Source organism: Oceanibaculum indicum P24 (assembly GCF_000299935.1).
Classification (GTDB): domain Bacteria; phylum Pseudomonadota; class Alphaproteobacteria; order Oceanibaculales; family Oceanibaculaceae; genus Oceanibaculum; species Oceanibaculum indicum.
This window is the reverse complement of sequence record NZ_AMRL01000007.1, coordinates 108,283-123,937: the sequence shown is the minus strand read 5'-3', so window position 1 is coordinate 123,937 and position 15,655 is coordinate 108,283. Positions and strand designations below refer to the sequence as shown.

General features: G+C 66.4%; 16 protein-coding genes. 7 read left to right on the top strand and 9 right to left on the bottom strand.

Annotated features, from left to right (window positions below; translation table 11 throughout):
* Window positions 1-297: 297 nt before the first annotated feature.
* Genes P24_RS07940 through P24_RS07925 form a run of 4 tightly spaced genes read right to left on the bottom strand, consistent with a single transcriptional unit; the run spans window position 298 to window position 3,674 of the window.
* A complete protein-coding gene (locus P24_RS07940; protein WP_008944187.1) occupies window positions 298-1,071 on the bottom strand; it encodes an ABC transporter permease in 774 nt (257 codons plus the stop codon).
* Between the two features lie 10 nt (window positions 1,072-1,081).
* Window positions 1,082-1,837: an ABC transporter permease gene (locus P24_RS07935; protein WP_008944186.1), complete on the bottom strand. Its 756-nt coding sequence runs from the start codon at window positions 1,835-1,837 to the stop codon at window positions 1,082-1,084.
* Window positions 1,834-2,685 (bottom strand): ABC transporter ATP-binding protein, encoded by an 852-nt coding sequence (locus P24_RS07930; protein ID WP_040706980.1) that lies wholly within the window; start codon window positions 2,683-2,685, stop codon window positions 1,834-1,836. Before P24_RS07930 ends, P24_RS07935 begins: the two co-directional genes overlap by 4 nt.
* Before the next feature lie 2 nt (window positions 2,686-2,687).
* On the bottom strand, window positions 2,688-3,674 hold the full coding sequence (locus P24_RS07925) for an ABC transporter substrate-binding protein (RefSeq protein WP_008944184.1): 987 nt from the start codon (window positions 3,672-3,674) through the stop codon (window positions 2,688-2,690).
* 121 nt (window positions 3,675-3,795) lie between these two features.
* Between P24_RS07925 and P24_RS07920 the strand changes: the two genes are divergently transcribed.
* The 3 genes from P24_RS07920 (at window position 3,796) to P24_RS07910 (ending at window position 6,759) form a co-directional block, all read left to right on the top strand.
* Window positions 3,796-4,659 (top strand): isocitrate lyase/PEP mutase family protein, encoded by an 864-nt coding sequence (locus tag P24_RS07920; protein ID WP_008944183.1) that lies wholly within the window; start codon window positions 3,796-3,798, stop codon window positions 4,657-4,659.
* A 23-nt stretch (window positions 4,660-4,682) separates the two neighbouring features.
* Window positions 4,683-5,567 carry a DMT family transporter gene (locus tag P24_RS07915; protein WP_008944182.1) on the top strand — a complete coding sequence of 295 codons (885 nt, stop codon included), beginning with the start codon at window positions 4,683-4,685 and terminating at the stop codon, window positions 5,565-5,567.
* A 91-nt stretch (window positions 5,568-5,658) separates the two neighbouring features.
* Entirely contained in the window at window positions 5,659-6,759 is a 1,101-nt protein-coding gene (locus P24_RS07910; RefSeq protein ID WP_008944181.1) for an Acg family FMN-binding oxidoreductase, read from the top strand.
* A 21-nt stretch (window positions 6,760-6,780) separates the two neighbouring features.
* On the opposite strand, the gene P24_RS07905 is transcribed toward P24_RS07910, so the two are convergent.
* Window positions 6,781-7,686 (bottom strand): LysR family transcriptional regulator, encoded by a 906-nt coding sequence (locus tag P24_RS07905; RefSeq protein ID WP_008944180.1) that lies wholly within the window; start codon window positions 7,684-7,686, stop codon window positions 6,781-6,783.
* A 116-nt stretch (window positions 7,687-7,802) separates the two neighbouring features.
* Between P24_RS07905 and P24_RS07900 the strand changes: the two genes are divergently transcribed.
* From P24_RS07900 to P24_RS07885, 4 genes are all read left to right on the top strand, one after another.
* On the top strand, window positions 7,803-8,528 hold the full coding sequence (locus P24_RS07900) for an SDR family oxidoreductase (RefSeq protein WP_008944179.1): 726 nt from the start codon (window positions 7,803-7,805) through the stop codon (window positions 8,526-8,528).
* A gap of 11 nt (window positions 8,529-8,539) precedes the next feature.
* Window positions 8,540-8,995: a carboxymuconolactone decarboxylase family protein gene (locus tag P24_RS07895; protein WP_008944178.1), complete on the top strand. Its 456-nt coding sequence runs from the start codon at window positions 8,540-8,542 to the stop codon at window positions 8,993-8,995.
* 11 nt (window positions 8,996-9,006) lie between these two features.
* Entirely contained in the window at window positions 9,007-9,390 is a 384-nt protein-coding gene (locus P24_RS07890) for an Atu4866 domain-containing protein (RefSeq protein WP_008944177.1), read from the top strand.
* Window positions 9,391-9,463: 73 nt separating this feature from the next.
* The gene (locus P24_RS07885; protein ID WP_008944176.1) at window positions 9,464-10,024 is read left to right on the top strand and encodes a HutD/Ves family protein; all 561 of its coding nucleotides are present in this window, start codon (window positions 9,464-9,466) and stop codon (window positions 10,022-10,024) included.
* A gap of 9 nt (window positions 10,025-10,033) precedes the next feature.
* Here P24_RS07885 and P24_RS07880 read toward each other — a convergent pair whose 3' ends face one another.
* The 4 genes from P24_RS07880 to P24_RS07865 form a co-directional block, all read right to left on the bottom strand.
* Window positions 10,034-10,993, bottom strand: coding sequence for a M14 family metallopeptidase (locus P24_RS07880; protein ID WP_008944175.1), 960 nt, complete (start codon window positions 10,991-10,993; stop codon window positions 10,034-10,036).
* A 91-nt stretch (window positions 10,994-11,084) separates the two neighbouring features.
* The gene (locus P24_RS07875) at window positions 11,085-14,354 is read right to left on the bottom strand and encodes an MSCRAMM family protein (RefSeq protein ID WP_008944174.1); all 3,270 of its coding nucleotides are present in this window, start codon (window positions 14,352-14,354) and stop codon (window positions 11,085-11,087) included.
* Between the two features lie 7 nt (window positions 14,355-14,361).
* Window positions 14,362-15,153 (bottom strand): fimbrial biogenesis chaperone, encoded by a 792-nt coding sequence (locus P24_RS07870; protein ID WP_008944173.1) that lies wholly within the window; start codon window positions 15,151-15,153, stop codon window positions 14,362-14,364.
* Between the two features lie 14 nt (window positions 15,154-15,167).
* Window positions 15,168-15,641 carry a DUF4402 domain-containing protein gene (locus P24_RS07865; protein WP_008944172.1) on the bottom strand — a complete coding sequence of 158 codons (474 nt, stop codon included), beginning with the start codon at window positions 15,639-15,641 and terminating at the stop codon, window positions 15,168-15,170.
* Between the last annotated feature and the right edge of the window lie 14 nt (window positions 15,642-15,655).

The window sequence follows — 15,655 nt, the reverse complement described above, 5'->3', positions numbered from 1 at the left end:
AAGAGCCGCCATCGCCGATCAAAGAGTCGGAGATTTTTTATAGTGAAACTCTGATTTCAACAGCCTGTCCACTGAAAAATAGAATGCCGATCATGTCAAAACAAAGACTAGCTATGAGAACCCCAGATTCAATTTTGATTTACTTTTTAAGAAGTCTCAAAAACACACCCTATTACCAGTAATGCATACATATTTATGGCTTGCGCAAGAAATTAGAATATTCTGCACTTCGGTGACATAGCGCCGCCACCGGATTATCCGGGGGACAGCGTTTCGATAAAAAGTCAGGCAGACCGGTCAGCTGCGGCTGTGCAGCCGCCGGTCGATGGCGAGCAGAATCGAGCTGACGGTCACCGCGAAGATCGCCAGCAGCAGCGCCAGCGCCATGATGGTCGGCACATCGTTCAGGCCGATCGCGTTCATGATCAGGAAGCCGAGCCCGCGCTGCGAGGCGAACATCTCGCCCAGCAGCACGCCCAGCAGGGTGAGCGCGAAGCCGATGCGCTGGCCCGAGACAATCTCCGGCAGGGCGGCGGGCACCCAGACGATGCGCATCGCCTGCAGCGGCGTCAGGCGCATGACGCGCGCGGTCTTCAGATATACCGGCTTGATGTTGCGCACCGCGTTCAGCGCGAAGATGGTGACCGGGATGATGCCGTGGATGGCGCCGAACGCCACCTTGGCCGGCAGCCCCAGGCCGAAGATCAGCAGGATCAACGGGTACAGCGTGATCTTCGGCAGGGCATAGAGGGCGACCAGGATCGGCTCGGCGATCTGGCCGGACAGCCGGTGGATGCCCAGCAGCGTACCCAGCCCCAGCCCGCCCAGCGCGGCGATGATCAGCGAATAGCCCAGCGCCACCAGGGTTTCCCCGACATGCGGCCAGAACCAGTCCTGCCCCAACAGATGGATCAGCTTCGTCACCGTCTCATAGGGCGAGGTCAGCGCCACATCGCCGGCCCACAGATGCAGCAGGTACCAGACCACCACCAGCCCGGCGATCAGCAGGCAGAAATCCAGCCAGCGCCGCAGCGCCGGATTCGCCGGCTTGTCGAGGGCCGTAGCGCTCATCGGCCACCCCTCATCTTCCACCCTGGCGGCGCTTCAGCATGCGCTGCTCCCAGATATAGAGCGCCATGTTCACCGCCGTCACCGTGGTCAGGATGAACAGCATCAGCGCGTACATGGTCCGGTTGTCGAAATTGTTATAGGCATAGGCGATGTCGTAGCCGATGCCGGCTCCGGACAGGATGAATTCGGAGGCGATGACGCCGATGAAGGAATAGGCCACGGCCAGCTTCACCCCGGTGAACAGATAGGGTGCTGCCGAGGGCAGCTTGATCAGCAGCGCCGTCTGCAACGGCCCCATCCGGCTCATCCGGCCGACCTTCAGCAGCACTGGCGGCACGCGGTCCAGACCGTTCAGCGTGTTGATGATCATCGCCACCACGCCGAACAGGAAACCGATGATGATGATCGGCAGGTCGCTCATCCCGAAGATCACGATCAGCACCGGGTAGAACACGAAGAAGGGCACGGCGTAATAGCTGGCCAGCAGCGGATCGAGCGCCCGGCGGAAGCGCGGCAGCGCGTGGATCAGCAGCCCGGCGACGAAGCCCAGCGTGACCGACAGCACGAAGGCGGCGGCCACATTGCCCAGCGTCTTGGTCACTGGCGGCGCCAACTTCCCGCTTTCCGCCAGCTTCCACAGCTCCACCGCCATGCGGCTGGGCGGGATCATGGTCAGCGGACGGATCACGCCGGTCTGGCACAGAATTTCCAGCAGACCGACCGCGCCCACAACGATGGCCAGCCTGATCCAGCCAACCTTGCTCATTTCCGGTGCCCCGCATGGTGCCCGGAAGCCTTCATGGATTCCTCGCGCAGCAGCGACCAGAGATGGCCGGTCAGCCGGCCGAAACTGTCTTCCGAGACGATGCGGCTGTCACGCTCGCGTGGCCAGCCGGTCTGTACCTGCTCGATGAAGCGGCCTGGCCGGGCCGACATCGCACCCACCCGGTCGGACAGCATCGCCGCCTCGTCCAGCGCATGGGTGATCAGCAGCACGGTCGCGCCGGTCTCCCGCCACAGCCGCAGCAGCTCGTCGCCCATCAGCAGGCGGGTCTGCTGGTCCAGCGCGCCGAATGGCTCATCCAGCAGAATCAGCCGCGGCTGCAGCACCAGCGTGCGGGCGATGCAGACACGCTGGCGCATACCGCCTGACAGCTGTGCCGGATAGGCCTGGGCGAAATCCGCCAGCCCCATGAAACCCACCGCATAATCGACACGGCGCGCGATCTCCGCCACCTCGAAGCCGGCGCGGCGCAGGCCGAAGGCGACATTGTCCCACACTGTCAGCCAGGGGAAGCTGGCATCTTCCTGGAACACCACGCCGACGCCGTCCGGCACCTGCCCGGCAACCGGCTTGCCCTCGAAGGTCACGCTGCCCTCGGTCGGCGCGGAAAGGCCGGCCAGCACCTCCAGCAGGGTGGACTTGCCGCAGCCGGACGGGCCGACGACGGAGAAGAACTCGCCCTGCATCAGGTCCAGATCCAGTGGCCCCAGCGCATGCACCGGCGGCTGTCCTCCGACCGCCGGAAAGACGCGCGTCACCCCCGCCACGCTGGCGTGAATTGCGCGCGTCTCCGGGCTGTCGGCGGGCATCGTCTTCGGCGATGCCGCCATGGTCACGACTTCAGATCGTCGGGCAGGAAGGATTTGTCCACCAGCTTCGACCAGTCCATCGGACCGTCCACCTCGCCGATGATCCGCAAGCCCTCGACCATATTGTCCATCGCCTTCAGGTCGAGATCGCCGCGGCCCCAGTATTTCACATCGATCATGTTCTGGATCGCGCGGATGCCCAGCGCCTCGTCCATCTTGTAGGCGGCAGCGAAGATCTTCCCGGCCTCCTCAGGATTGGCATAGATGAAGTCCACCCCCTTGCGCCGGCCCTCGATGATGGCCTTCAGCTTGTCCGGGCTGGACTTGGCGAAATCGCCGGTGGTGATGCCGACCGTCTGGGTCATCAGCGGCAGCAGATCCTTGGCGTAGAAGACCGGCTGGTACTTGTCCTGGGTACGCGACCAGATCGGGTCGAGGATCGGGGCCGCCGCCACGCCGCCCTGGCCCAGCGCGGTCAGGCCGGCGCCGATGCCGCCGGTGGAGATGCGCTCCACCTGCTTCACATCCACGCCGCCAGCGGCCAGCGACATCAGCAGCACCATCTCGGTCACCGATTTCGGGCTGGTGAAGGCGGCCTTCTTGCCGGCCAGATCCTTCACCGACTTGATGTCGCTGCCCTTCGGCGCCACCCAGAGGATGTCATAGACTGAGGCGGCGCCGGTATTCACGATCTTGATGTCGAGGCCTTCCTTCGCCGCCGCGACCGCCGCCGCCAGGCTGACCTCGCCATAGGGCAGGCCGCCGGCCAGCACGTTGCGCACCGTGGTGCCGCCGCCCTTGGAGGTCAGGATGCCGGTGATCTCGATGCCGGCATCCTTGAAGAAGCCCTTTTCCAGCGCCACCGCATAGGGCGCGCCATACATCAGCACGCCCCAGTGGGTGACGGAAATCTGGTCGGCCCTGGCCGGGCTGGCCAGCGGACTTGCGAGGGCGGTTCCCAGAAGTGCGGCGGCGCCGACAAGGCACGCCTTGATGCTGAATTTGCTCATCTTGTTTCCTCCCGATTGCGATTTTTGTTTTGTCGATGCTAATCAGGTGCAGCTTATTTTGCCAAGTCGCCTTTTTCACCCACCGAAACTCTTTCCCAAATTCCGAAAGGGATCGTCCGTCATGACCGCCTCAAAAACCCTGCGCCAGCGCTTTGCCGACAAGGAATTCATCACCGCCCCCGGCGTGTTCGACGGCATTTCCGCGCGCGTGGCCGACCGCATGGGGTTTCCGGCCCTGTACATGACCGGCTATGGCACCGTCGCCTCGCATCTGGGGCTGCCCGATGCCGGCCTTGCCAGCTATACGGAGATGGTCAGCCGTGTGCAGACGCTGGCCTCAGTCACGACAACGCCGCTGATCGCCGACGGCGATACCGGCTATGGCGGGCTGCTGAATGTGCAGCGCACGGTGCGCGGCTATGAGCAGGCCGGAGCGGCGGCGATCCAGCTGGAGGATCAGGAATTCCCGAAGAAGTGCGGCCACACGCCAGGCCGCCGGGTGATCCCGATGGAGGATATGGTGGCCAAGATCAGGGTTGCGGTGGAAAGCCGCGACTCCGCCGATTTCCTCATCATCGCGCGCACCGATGCGCGCACCACGCTGGGTCTCGACGAGGCGCTGCGGCGCGGCGAGGCCTATGCCAGGGCCGGCGCCGACATCCTATTCATCGAAAGCCCCGAGACCGAGGAGGAGATGGCGAAGATCTGCGCCAGCTTCGACACACCCTGCCTCGCCAACATCGTCGAGGGCGGGCGCACGCCGGTGGTCAGTCGCGACCGGCTGGTGGAACTGGGCTATGCGATGGCGATCTTCCCGGCGACCGGCTTCCTGGCGATGGGTGCGGCGCTGGCCTCGGTCTATGGCACGCTGAAGAATGAGGGGGCGAGTGTCGGCGTCACCGTGCCGCTGGATGATTTCATGGACTTCAGCAAGATGATGGGCTTCCAGCAGGTCTGGGATTTCGACAAGCGCCACGCCTCCTGACCCGCCCTCAAGGAAACGAGGTAGTGCAGCCTGTTTCGGATGCCACGCGAGGACGGGGCCCACTGGCCGGCATCGCCCTGATGTGTGTCGGCGTTGCCAGCCTGTGCGTGAATGACGCGATTGCCAAGAGCCTGACCGACACCTATGCGCCGCTGCAGATCCTGTTCCTGCGCAACCTGATCGCCCTGCCCTTCGCGCTGCTGGTGGCATGGCGGATGGGCGGCACCAGTGCCTTGCGCTCCCACCGGCCGGCGGCGCATCTGCTGCGCGGGGTGCTGTGGATCGGCGCGACGCTGCTGTTCTTCACCAGCCTGATGCACCTGCCGCTGGCCGAGGCGACGGCACTGGCCTTCGTCGCGCCGCTGTTCATCACCGCCCTGTCGGCCCTGTTCCGGATCGAACAGGTCGGCTGGCGGCGCTGGCTGGCGGTGACCGTGGGGTTCATCGGCGTGCTGGTCGCCCTGCGGCCGGGGGCCGCCGCCTTCCAGCCGGTATCGCTGCTGCCGGTCGCCACGGCGCTGGTCTATGCGCTGCTGATGCTGAGCGCGCGCTGGGTCGATTCCCGCGAGAGCGTGTGGACCCTGCTGCTCTACCTGACCGGCACCGCTGCCCTGCTCAGTGGCGTCATCGTGCCGTTCTTCTGGACCGCGATCCGGCCCGAGGATATCTGGCTGTTCGTCGCCATCGCGCTGTTCGGCACCGCCGGCATGACGATGATAACCCAGGCCTTCCGGCTTGCCCCCGCCACGCTGGTGGCGCCGTTCGACTATACGGCGCTGATCTGGGCGACCGGCCTAGGCTGGCTGATCTGGCACGAAATCCCGGATTCGATGACCTTCCTCGGCGCGGCCATCATCATTTCCAGCGGCGTGTTCATCATCCTGCGCAAGCGCCGGGCGGCCGGATAGCCGCAGGGACAAGGCCGAGGGCTATTGCCCCCCCCCGAATCGAAGGGCCAAATCCAGCAGGGTCGCCGGAAACGGACACCGGGAGAGGATCATGAACAGGCGGCATATGCTCATCGGTGCCGGCGGCCTGCTGGCGCTTGGCGGCGCGGCTGGATGGATGGCCATGCGCCAGAGGCAGGCCGCTGCCTCCTATCGGGAGGCGATGCAGGCACTGCGCGCGGATTTGCCGCTCCAGCCGCGGGACCACGACCTCATCCGCCATGCCACGCTGGCGGCGAACGGCCACAACACCCAGCCCTGGCTGTTCTCGGTGGCACTGGGCGAAATCACTATTCAGCCCGATTTCAGCCGGCGGACGCCGGTGGTCGATCCCGACGATCATCACCTCTATGCCAGCCTTGGATGCGCTGCCGAAAATCTCGCCTTGGCCGCAGCCGCGCGTGGACAAGGCGGGGAACTGGTGTTCGACGATCATGGCGACGGGCGGATCGTCTTTGCGCACCAGCCGACAGAACCGCAGGAATCGCCCCTGTTCGCGGCCATACCGCATCGCCAATCCACCCGCGCCGTCTATGATGGCCGCCCGGTCAGCGCGGCCGATCTGCAAAGCCTGGCCGATGCCGCCGCGATTCCCGGAATCGACATGGTGCTGATCACAGAGCGGCCACAGCTCGACCGTGTCCGCGATCTTGTCATCGCCGGTAACTGCGCGCAGATGGCCGATCCGGAATTTATCCGCGAACTGAAGGCCTGGCTGCGCTTCAACCCTGGCCAGGCGCTCCGCACCGGTGACGGGCTGTACAGCGCGGCCAGCGGCAATCCGGCACTGCCCGACTGGCTGGGGCCACGCGCCTTCGACTTGGTCTTCACCGCCAAGGGGGAGAACAACAAATATGCGGAACAATTGCGCTCCTCGGTCGGAGTCGCCGTGTTCGTCGGTCAGCAGGACGACCGCGAACACTGGATGCGGGCCGGGCGCGCCTGCCAGCGCTTCGCCCTGCAGGCCACGGCGCTGGGGCTGAAATGCGCCTTTGTGAACCAGCCTGTCGAGGTCGCATCGCTGCGGCCAGAGCTTGCGGCCCTTGTCGGCTTGCCGGGCCGGCGCCCGAATATCGTCCTGCGCTTTGGCTATGGCCCGGCCCTGCCCTATGCCCCGCGCCGCCCGGTCGAGGCCGTCATCCGCGCAACGTAACGGCAGCGCACACTGCCGGGCCTACGACTGATCGGCCCACCGGTAGCGCTGCAGATGATCGACCAGCGCGCGCAGCTTCGGCGCCAGGTTGCGGCGACTGGGATAGTAGAGATAGAAGCCGGCAAAGGGCGGGCAGAACTCGCTCAGAACTGACACCAGCGCGCCGCGCGCCATCCAGGGCCGGAAGCTTTCCTCCAGCCCGCAGGTGATGCCGGCGCCGGCAACCGCCAGCTTGATCATCAGCGCCATGTCGTTGGTGGTGATCTCCGGCCGCACATCGACGCTGAATTCGCGGTCCTGCTCGGTGAATTCCCAGCGATAGGGCGCCACCCGGGGCGCCGGCCGCCAGCCGACGCAGCGATGGGCGGACAGGTCCTTCGGGTGGGCCGGGGCCCCGAACCGCTGGATATAGGATGGCGCGCAGACGATGATCTGCCGTTCCTCCCCGGCCACCGGCACGGCGATCATGTCCTGCTGGATCACCTCGCCCAGCCGCACACCGGCATCGTAGCCTTCCGCGACGATGTCGCATTCCTCGTCGGTCACGGTGACGTCGAGCTGGATTTCCGGATTTGCCTCGGCGAAGGAGGCCAGGAACGGCCCGGACAGGAAGCGCTCGGCGATGGAGGAGACCGCCAGCCGCAACTGCCCCCGTGGGCGGCCGCGCAGATGGCCGGTGGTCTCGATGGCGGCCCGCATCTCGGCCAGCGCCGGGGCCACCTCGGCATAGAGCCGCTCCCCGGCCTCGGTCAGGCTGACGCTGCGCGTCGTGCGCTGCACCAGTGCGATCCCCAGCCCCTCCTCCAGCCGCCGGATGGTCTGGCTGACCGCCGAGCGGGTGACGCCCAGCCGGTCAGCGGCCGCGCGGAAGCTGCGCTCCTCGGCGACCAGGGCGAAAATGGCAAGCGCATTGAAGTCCGGCCCCATTGGTTAGTTTTTCTTTCCTTAATGGAAAAGAATGAGCGTCTTATCGCGACAATGAACCGCGCTTACCTTCCTGGCAACCCCGCGATGCGGGACTTCGACACCAGTGGAGAAAGCATATGTCCCTCGACAAGGTCATCCTCATCACCGGCGCCTCCAGCGGCATCGGTGCCGGCATCGCCCGCGAACTGGGCCGGGCCGGCGCGAAGCTGATGCTGGGCGCGCGCCGCACCGACCGGCTGGCATCGCTGGCCAAGGAAATCAACTTCGAGGGCGGCGATGCCGCCATCGCCCGCGTCGATGTCACCGACCGCGCCGATGTCGCCGCCTTTGCCGAGACCGCGCGCCAGACCTGGGGCCGGGTCGATGTCATCATCAACAATGCCGGCGTGATGCCGCTGTCCCCGATGGCCGCGATGAAGGTCGAAGAATGGGACCGCATGGTCGATGTGAACATCAAGGGCGCGCTGCATGGCATCGCCGCCGTGCTGCCGGAAATGACCGCGCGCGGCTCCGGCCACATCGTCAACATCGCCTCCGTCGGTGCGCTGTCCGTGGTGCCGACGGCGGCCGTCTATTGCGCCAGCAAATATGCGGTCCGCGCGATCTCCGACGGGCTGCGGCAGGAACATAACGATATCCGCGTCACCTGCATCCATCCCGGCGTCGTGGAGAGCGAGCTTGCCGACAGCATCACCGACCCGACCGCAGCAGAAGCGATGAAGCTCTACCGCGCCATCGCGCTGCAGCCCGACGCCATTGCCCGCGCCGTGCGTTACGCCATCGCGGAGCCCGACGATGTCGATGTGAACGAGATCGTCATCCGTCCCACCGCTACCCAGTGAAGGAGACCATCATGAAGACCCATCGCAAAATCGCCGCCGCCCTGCTGCTTACCGTGGCGCTCCCCGCAACCGCCCTGTCGCAAACGCCATCGCGGACCACAGAGGAACGCCAGCAGCGCGGTGCCGAAGTGATCCTCAGCCTGAACAACGGCCAGACCCAGCCCAACCTGGAGCGCATGCGCGAGGAATTCCCGTTCCTGGCCGAGGCGACGGAAGGCTATGCGCTGGGCGATGTCTGGGCGCGCGACGGGCTGGACAACCGCACCCGCCAGCTCGCCGCCGTCACCGCCTTCGCCGCGCTGGGCGAGACCGGCATCATGCGGGTCCATGCCGGCTATGCGCTGAATATCGGCGTCACCGAGGAGGAGCTGAAGGAGGCGATCTACCTCGTCACCGTGACCAGCGGCTTCCCGCGCGCCATCGCCGCCTCGCAGGCGCTGTCCGAGCTGTTCGCCGAACGACGCTGAGGAGAAGCCCGATGAAGACGCCTCCCCTGTATCTGCCCACCGCATCCCTGCTTGCCGCCGTGCTCCTCGCCGGTGCGGCCCTGCTTCCCATCCAGAAAGGTCATGCCCAGATGAATACCCAGACGACCACCAATCAGCCCGCCGCCGCGCAGGTCGCCCAGGACCATCCCTATGTCGGGATGTGGGTCACGCCGGACGGCCATATCCGCCACGAACTGCTGCCGAACAACCGCTATGTCGAGGCGCGCGGCAGCCGCGAGAAGGCCTATCAGGGCCGCTACGAGGTGACCGGCACCCATATCGACTATTGGGACGATACCGGCTTCACCGCCGACGGCACCTTCGTGGACGAGAACACGCTGCATCATGGCGGGATGATCTTCCACCGCCGCTAAGACAGATGGGGGGCGGGTCTGTTCGATCCGCCTCCCCCCTTCCCTTCCCGCCCATGACGTGGGAAAAGCCGCCATGCAGATTTTCCGATATGCCGACAGAAGCCCGATGCCGTGGAAGAATGGCCAGGGCACGACCACCGAAATCGCCGCCGCACCGGCCGGTGCCGGGCTGGAGGATTTCGACTGGCGGCTGTCCATCGCCCGCATGGAGGCGGATGCCCCCTTCTCCGCCTTTCCGGGCATCTTGCGCACCCTGTCAGTAATCGAGGGCTCTGGCCTGACGCTTGCGGTAGAAGGCGAGAGGCCGGTGACGCTCGACCAAGACTCGGCACCGCATCGCTTCGCCGCCGACCGCCCCGCCGAGGGCAGGTTGCTGGATGGGCCGGTCAGCAATCTGAACATCATGACGCGGCGTACCAGCTGCACGCATATGATGCGGCGGGTACGGTTTCAAGGCGAGTTGCAGGTCAGCGTGACCGGAACCCTGCTCGTTCTGTGCCATACCGGCGGGATCGGGATCGGCGGCGCCAGCCTTGGCCCGCTGGACTGCGCGCTGATCGAAGACACCGAAAAGGCCGCCCTGCACTGCAGCGCGGCCTCCACGGTATTTCTGATCGATATCTTTCGCGACTGAAGCGAAGCCTCAGCCGATGCGGCGGCACAGCCGCAGCTTGCGCATGCCGACACCCTGCTTGTAGCTCGGCATCATCAGCAGGCAGTCATCATGCGGCGTCACCAGCGTCTCGCCGCCATCATAGGCGATGGGGGTGCCGGCCTTTTCGATGACCTCCATGCCGATATATTCCTCGGCGAAGCGGAAATCCTCGGTCTTGGCGGTCAGGCCGCCGGTCACTTCCCAGATCTGTGCCTTCGGCGGGTTCTTGCCCTCCGGCGACAGGTTGCGCTCGATGACGGCGGGATCGACCACGCCGGCCACGCGCAGGAAATGCATCGCCGTGTCCATCGCCACGCGGCCCGAGGAGGCCGCCCAGTGCTGGCCGGATTCCACCAGCAGCGCCACCTTGCCGTTCTTCGGATCGTTGAACGGCGTGTATTCGATGATGCGCTTGCCGACGATATGGCCGGAACCGCACATGATGTAGGCGGGGAAATTCACCTCGGCGGCAAAGTTGCGCTCCTTCTCCAGCCCGTGGCAGATCATCAGCGGCTTGGAATAGGTGCCCAGCGAATGGATATCGAGCAGCAGGTCAACGCTGTCGAAGAACGGCCGCAGTTCCCGCGCGCGGCGCAGTTCCACTGTGTCCTCCTTGCCGTCCAGCCGGTCCTCGACCCAGACCCGGTTGAAATCCTCATCGACGAAGCGCGAGGCATCCGGGTTGGCCGGATCGAACCGGCTGTAGGCCATGTGGTTCACGAAGGCGAAGCTGAGCTTGCCCTTCACCGGGCGCACGCCCTGCTTCAGCAGCGTATCCAGCGCGATGGCGCCGCAGATCTCGTTGCCGTGGGTGATGGCGTTGATCGCCACATGCGGGCCGGGCACGCCGCTGTCGAAGCTGGTGACGAACTCGATGCCGGTATTGCCCTTGCGATAGGGCTCGATGTCGGGCGCGGTCAGCTCGACCGGGTAGCTCTTGGCGGCCATGGCGGCGGTCCTTTTCAGGCGGGAAGTTGAAAGCGGAAAAGACAGGTCGCCGGTTATAGACCCGCCGCACGCCGCCGCCAATCCCCCTCCCTCACCGCGTGGCGCTGGCGGCTTTCAGCGCGGCGGGCGGATGCTCGGCGATGCGGTCTTCCTGCCAGTCCACCAGCGCCGGCACGCAGGACCGACCGATCTGGCGCAGCAGATCGCACAGCAGCTCCGCCGCGTCACGGTTAACCAGCGGCCCCAGCCGCAGCGGGAACAGCGAGGTGCGGTCGGCCAGCAGCCGGGCTTCCTCGCTGGGCGACAGCACCGGCACCAGCCCGGCCAGCAGCGGGCCGGTGCGCTCCACCAGCTCCGACCAGCCCATGACCAGCGCCAAGCGGGATCGGTATTGGCCGACACGCACCGCGATCACCTGGCGGGATGCCTCCGGTTCTGGCGTCCTGATGTCGGACGCACTGGCGCCCAGCGGCAGCATCAGCGGCCCCGGCCCGCTGGCGCGGCGCAGCGGCGGATAATGGGCCGGGGCTCCCGGCTCGACGGCCAGCAGATCGACCGCGTGATAGGTGGTCTCCCGCACATCGGTCAGCAGCGGCCGGGCATAGGCGGGAGCCAGCCGGCTGCCCAGCGACTCCGCCGACAGGGATATGCGGTAGCTGCCCTGACGCAGCCCGGTAATGCTGTAGCTGCCATCGCCCAGCGTCGTGGTGCTGGCAACCACCTCCCCGCTGTCGCGGTCCATGACGACAACGTCAATGCCCGGCAGCGGCACCGCCTCGCCCTGTGCGGTGGTGCTGAGCGCCCGGCCCTCCACTGTCCAGCTGCGCACCACCGGCAGGATCATGTTCTGCGTGCCGCCGGGCAGCAGCCGTGCGGAATAGCCCTCCACACCCGGCTGCAGGTGGGTTTCCGGCAGGGTCGAGGGGATGATGCGCACATCGCTGGTCTCGAAGGGCTGGACATTGCGCAGGATGGCGATGCCGGTCGAATCGGTCAGTGCCGAACGGCGCGCCTGCAGCGCCTGCACCTCCACCCCTTCCAGCTGTTCCTCGCCGGGGTCGAACACGCCATTCTCGTTCTCGTCCAGGAACACCTGCACGGCGATGGAGCCGTCATTGGCGGCGGGGCGGCTCTGCATCCTGACATTGCCGGTCATCGGCTCGATGCCGGTGGACAGGCGCAGGTCCAGGAAGGCGCCATAGACGCCGTTATTGTCGTAACTTAGGCGCGGGCTGAGCACGACGCTGCCCATATCGTAGTTCAGCCGCGCCTGCACGCGGGTCAGGTCAGTCTCGAAACGGTGGCGGACATCCATCTCGGCGGTGAAGTCCCGCTCGATCAGCCACAGCGAATTGGCCTGGAACTCGGTCATCTCGAAATCCGGCGCGGCGCGGTAGCCGAGGCGGAACCGGTTGCGCAGCTGGCCAAGCGGGAAGCTGGCCTGATGCACCACATTCAGGTCCGTGCCCTCGCGACCGGCGCGAAACTCCGTCGGACGTTCCTTGCTTTGTGTCCACAGCAGGTCGTTGTTCAGGGTGAAGCGGCCGATTTGGGTGCCCAGCTTGCCGGTCAGGGAGCGCGCCTCTTCCACGACCGAATCGCTGACATCCTCCGCCCCCACCGTATAGCGCAGATAGGGCAGGCCCAGCACCGGCCCCTGCACATAGCCGCTCAGCGCGATCTCCGTGCGTCGGCGGTTGCCCAGTTCCGGGCGCAGCGATTCAGGCCGCACCTCATGGCTGAAGCGAAGCGAATCCGTACCGATGCGCGTCTGCACGGCGGCACGGCCGAGTGTCCGGCCCAGCGTATCGCGCCCCGCCAGCCCCTCCATCAGGAAGGTGCCGACGCGATATTGCCCGCCCAGAAGGGCGTCACTGACGCGTTCGCCGCGATATTCGGTGGTGCCGGCGCTGGCCAGCACGGCCACTCCGCCGCCGACGGCCAGGCGGGTCGCCAGGCTGGATTGCAGCGCGCCCTCGTCCGGCCCGTCATCGATCATCGAGGCGGCGAACTGGTAGGTCAGCGGCACGCCGCCAATCTCGCCGCCGGCAGTGACCGTGCGGGTTTCCTCCTCGATCTGCCCCTGCGGGCCGTAGCGCACGATGCGGAAGCGATTCTCGCCGGCGAACAGTTCCACATTCTCGAAGATATATTGGCCGTTCTCGCCGACCCGCTGGAAGCCGACCAGCTGCTCGTCGCGGTACAGCTCCACATCATAGCCGGGCAACGCATCGCCGCTGATCGTGGTGGCGTCGCTGCGCAGCTGCGCGCCGACCGGCAGGTTGCTGAGATAAACGCCCTGACCGCTGGCGCTGGGGGCCAGCAGCGTGGTGGCAAAGCCGGAGATATCGCCGAACCGCGCCTGCGTCACGAGGCCGAGGCCAGCCAGCCCGTCCGGATCGTAATAGGACAGGTTGGCGCGGGCGGAGGACAGCGGCTCATTCTCGTCACCCGACAGATAGGCAGCGAAGGCTCCGCCCAGCAGCCCCGCGCCGACGGTAGCGGCGTAGTTACCGCCAACCCGGGTTTCCTGATTGTCGCCGCCGGTCAGCCGGCTGGAGGCCAACAGATCGACAACCGGCGGGCCGACCAGCGGCCGCCCTTCCGGTGCCGGCGGCAGGGTGGCGCGCGGCGTCGAATAGCTCTGGCGCTGGGTGAAGCGCTGCTCGCGGCGCTGGCGCTGCTGGAAGGGTAGCAGTTCATCCGCCTCGATGCGCAATTCCAGATCGGCCAGATTGGGCGTCGCCTCCAGCCCGAACCATTCTTTCAGCACCCAGTCGCCGATCATCAACGCGCCGTCGCTGCGCACCACCTCCCCCGCGCGCAGCGCCCGTGTCTGCCCCCGGCTGGTTACGGTTCCAGCCCCAAGGTCGAGTCGGAAATCATTGTCCGGGCTGATGAACCAGCCCTCGGCGCGGCCCTGCCCGGCATCGACCAGGATCGGGAATTCGAAGGCCTGCACGAAGCTGCCCAGATCGACCCGGAAGCCGTTGCCCTCGGTCACGACCATCAGCGGCTCCACCAGCCGGTCCCGATCGATACGCACGGTTAGCAGCAGTACCGTGCCGTCCGGCACCCGGCTGGCGCCGGTGGAGGCGGGACGCGCCAGGCGGCCCGGATCAGCCGGTACCGTCCGCAGGGCCGGGGCGGCATCCGGCAGGTGCGGCGGCGCATCAGGTTGGGTGGTGGGTTGCCCAGCAGGTTGAGGGGCACCATAGACCGGTGCCACGCGCTGATAGAAGTCGCGGAGCAGCTTTTCCATCGGATCGGTCGTGTTGGCGGCGGCGGAACCGGTAACGGACAGCAGCGCGGCGAGGATTACCCCGCCGCCGGTTACCCGATATCGGCCCTCCCCCCGCATGCCGGCGTCATTCCAGGCGGACGGTCGATTCGGCCAGCACCGCATTGCTGTCCGGGTCGGTATATCGGACCATCAGCAGCCCGGCCCCAACGGTGACGCCGCTGGCCGGGTCGAACGGCACGGTCACCGTGCGCTGGGTGAGGTTGGCGTAGATGGCAACGCTGTCGAGCCGACCGACCTGTAGCCCGTCCCGGCCTGGCTGGCCCCAGAACATCGACAGATTGCCGAAGATGCTGGCCGTGCCTTCGCGGCGCATTTCGACAGTCACGCCATTAGCGTCGATGCCGATGGGGCGGATGGCGGCCTGGGCGGACAGGTTGCCATGGCGCAGGAAGACCGGGATCGAGAAGCCGACGCGCACGGCAAGCTGCATCTCCGCCCCCTGCCCGGTGACGCTGCTCGGCGGCGGCGGCGGTGTGACCGGGCGGAACAGCAGGTGCGACATGTACTCGCCCTCCGGCAGACCTTCCGGCAGGCGCGGGGTCAGCCGTACCGTCTGCCGCTCGCCCGGCTGCAGCGTTACCCGTGTCGGCGCCAGCAGCAGCAGCCGGCTGGCAGCCCCGGCGGCGTTCTCGCCCATATCGTCCAGGGTTCCCATCTCGTTCATGCGCAATTGCTGCCAGACCAGTTCGTAGCTCTGGGCGCGATCGCTGGTGTTCACCAGCCGGAAGATGCCGTCGCGGCTCTGGCTGTCGAGCACGAGGCGCTTCGGGGTGATCAGCAGATCGGCGGCAGCCGGTGCTGGCAGCAGCAGGGCCAGGGAGATAAGAAGAAAGAACAGAAGGGAGAGTCCGCGCATATGCTGGCCTGCCTCTATTGCAGCGTTACCGTGACGTCGATGGTGCCGGTATAGGTGCTGTCCGTGTAAGGCACGCCACTGCCCGAGGTGGACAGCGTCGCCCCCAGCCGGAAGGTCGCTGTCCCGCTGGCATTGGTGGTGACGGTCGGCGGATGGTCGAAGGCGGTGATCTGGAAATACTGGCTGGGTGGCAGGGCCGGGCCGAACAGCGGGGCCGCCGTGATGTCGATATCGACAATGGCGTTGCCCGGCAGGCCACCAACCCGGTAGCGGCCGGCTATGCCCTGCGTCAGCGCGATGATGCTGCCGGTAGTGGAGACCGAGCCGTTCAGCGGCACCGTGAGCGTACTGACCGCCGCGTTCGACGGCACGACGAAGGTGCCGAAGCTCAGCGGGTCCAGCTCCACCACGGTCTGGGCGGCGGCTGGTAAAAATCCGGCCGGACAGGCGAAAGCCGCCACCGCCCCGGATAAGGCGATGGCGGCCATTCTGGGAGCCATTT

Coding starts and splice junctions, on each gene's coding strand:
- P24_RS07940 (WP_008944187.1), bottom strand. CDS start 1,071: ATGAGCGCTACGGCCCTCGACAAGCCGGCGAATCCGGCGCTGCGGCGC.
- P24_RS07935 (WP_008944186.1), bottom strand. CDS start 1,837: ATGAGCAAGGTTGGCTGGATCAGGCTGGCCATCGTTGTGGGCGCGGTC.
- P24_RS07930 (WP_040706980.1), bottom strand. CDS start 2,685: ATGGCGGCATCGCCGAAGACGATGCCCGCCGACAGCCCGGAGACGCGC.
- P24_RS07925 (WP_008944184.1), bottom strand. CDS start 3,674: ATGAGCAAATTCAGCATCAAGGCGTGCCTTGTCGGCGCCGCCGCACTT.
- P24_RS07920 (WP_008944183.1), top strand. CDS start 3,796: ATGACCGCCTCAAAAACCCTGCGCCAGCGCTTTGCCGACAAGGAATTC.
- P24_RS07910 (WP_008944181.1), top strand. CDS start 5,659: ATGAACAGGCGGCATATGCTCATCGGTGCCGGCGGCCTGCTGGCGCTT.
- P24_RS07905 (WP_008944180.1), bottom strand. CDS start 7,686: ATGGGGCCGGACTTCAATGCGCTTGCCATTTTCGCCCTGGTCGCCGAG.
- P24_RS07900 (WP_008944179.1), top strand. CDS start 7,803: ATGTCCCTCGACAAGGTCATCCTCATCACCGGCGCCTCCAGCGGCATC.
- P24_RS07895 (WP_008944178.1), top strand. CDS start 8,540: ATGAAGACCCATCGCAAAATCGCCGCCGCCCTGCTGCTTACCGTGGCG.
- P24_RS07890 (WP_008944177.1), top strand. CDS start 9,007: ATGAAGACGCCTCCCCTGTATCTGCCCACCGCATCCCTGCTTGCCGCC.
- P24_RS07885 (WP_008944176.1), top strand. CDS start 9,464: ATGCAGATTTTCCGATATGCCGACAGAAGCCCGATGCCGTGGAAGAAT.
- P24_RS07880 (WP_008944175.1), bottom strand. CDS start 10,993: ATGGCCGCCAAGAGCTACCCGGTCGAGCTGACCGCGCCCGACATCGAG.
- P24_RS07875 (WP_008944174.1), bottom strand. CDS start 14,354: ATGCGGGGGGAGGGCCGATATCGGGTAACCGGCGGCGGGGTAATCCTC.
- P24_RS07870 (WP_008944173.1), bottom strand. CDS start 15,153: ATGCGCGGACTCTCCCTTCTGTTCTTTCTTCTTATCTCCCTGGCCCTG.
- P24_RS07865 (WP_008944172.1), bottom strand. CDS start 15,641: ATGGCCGCCATCGCCTTATCCGGGGCGGTGGCGGCTTTCGCCTGTCCG.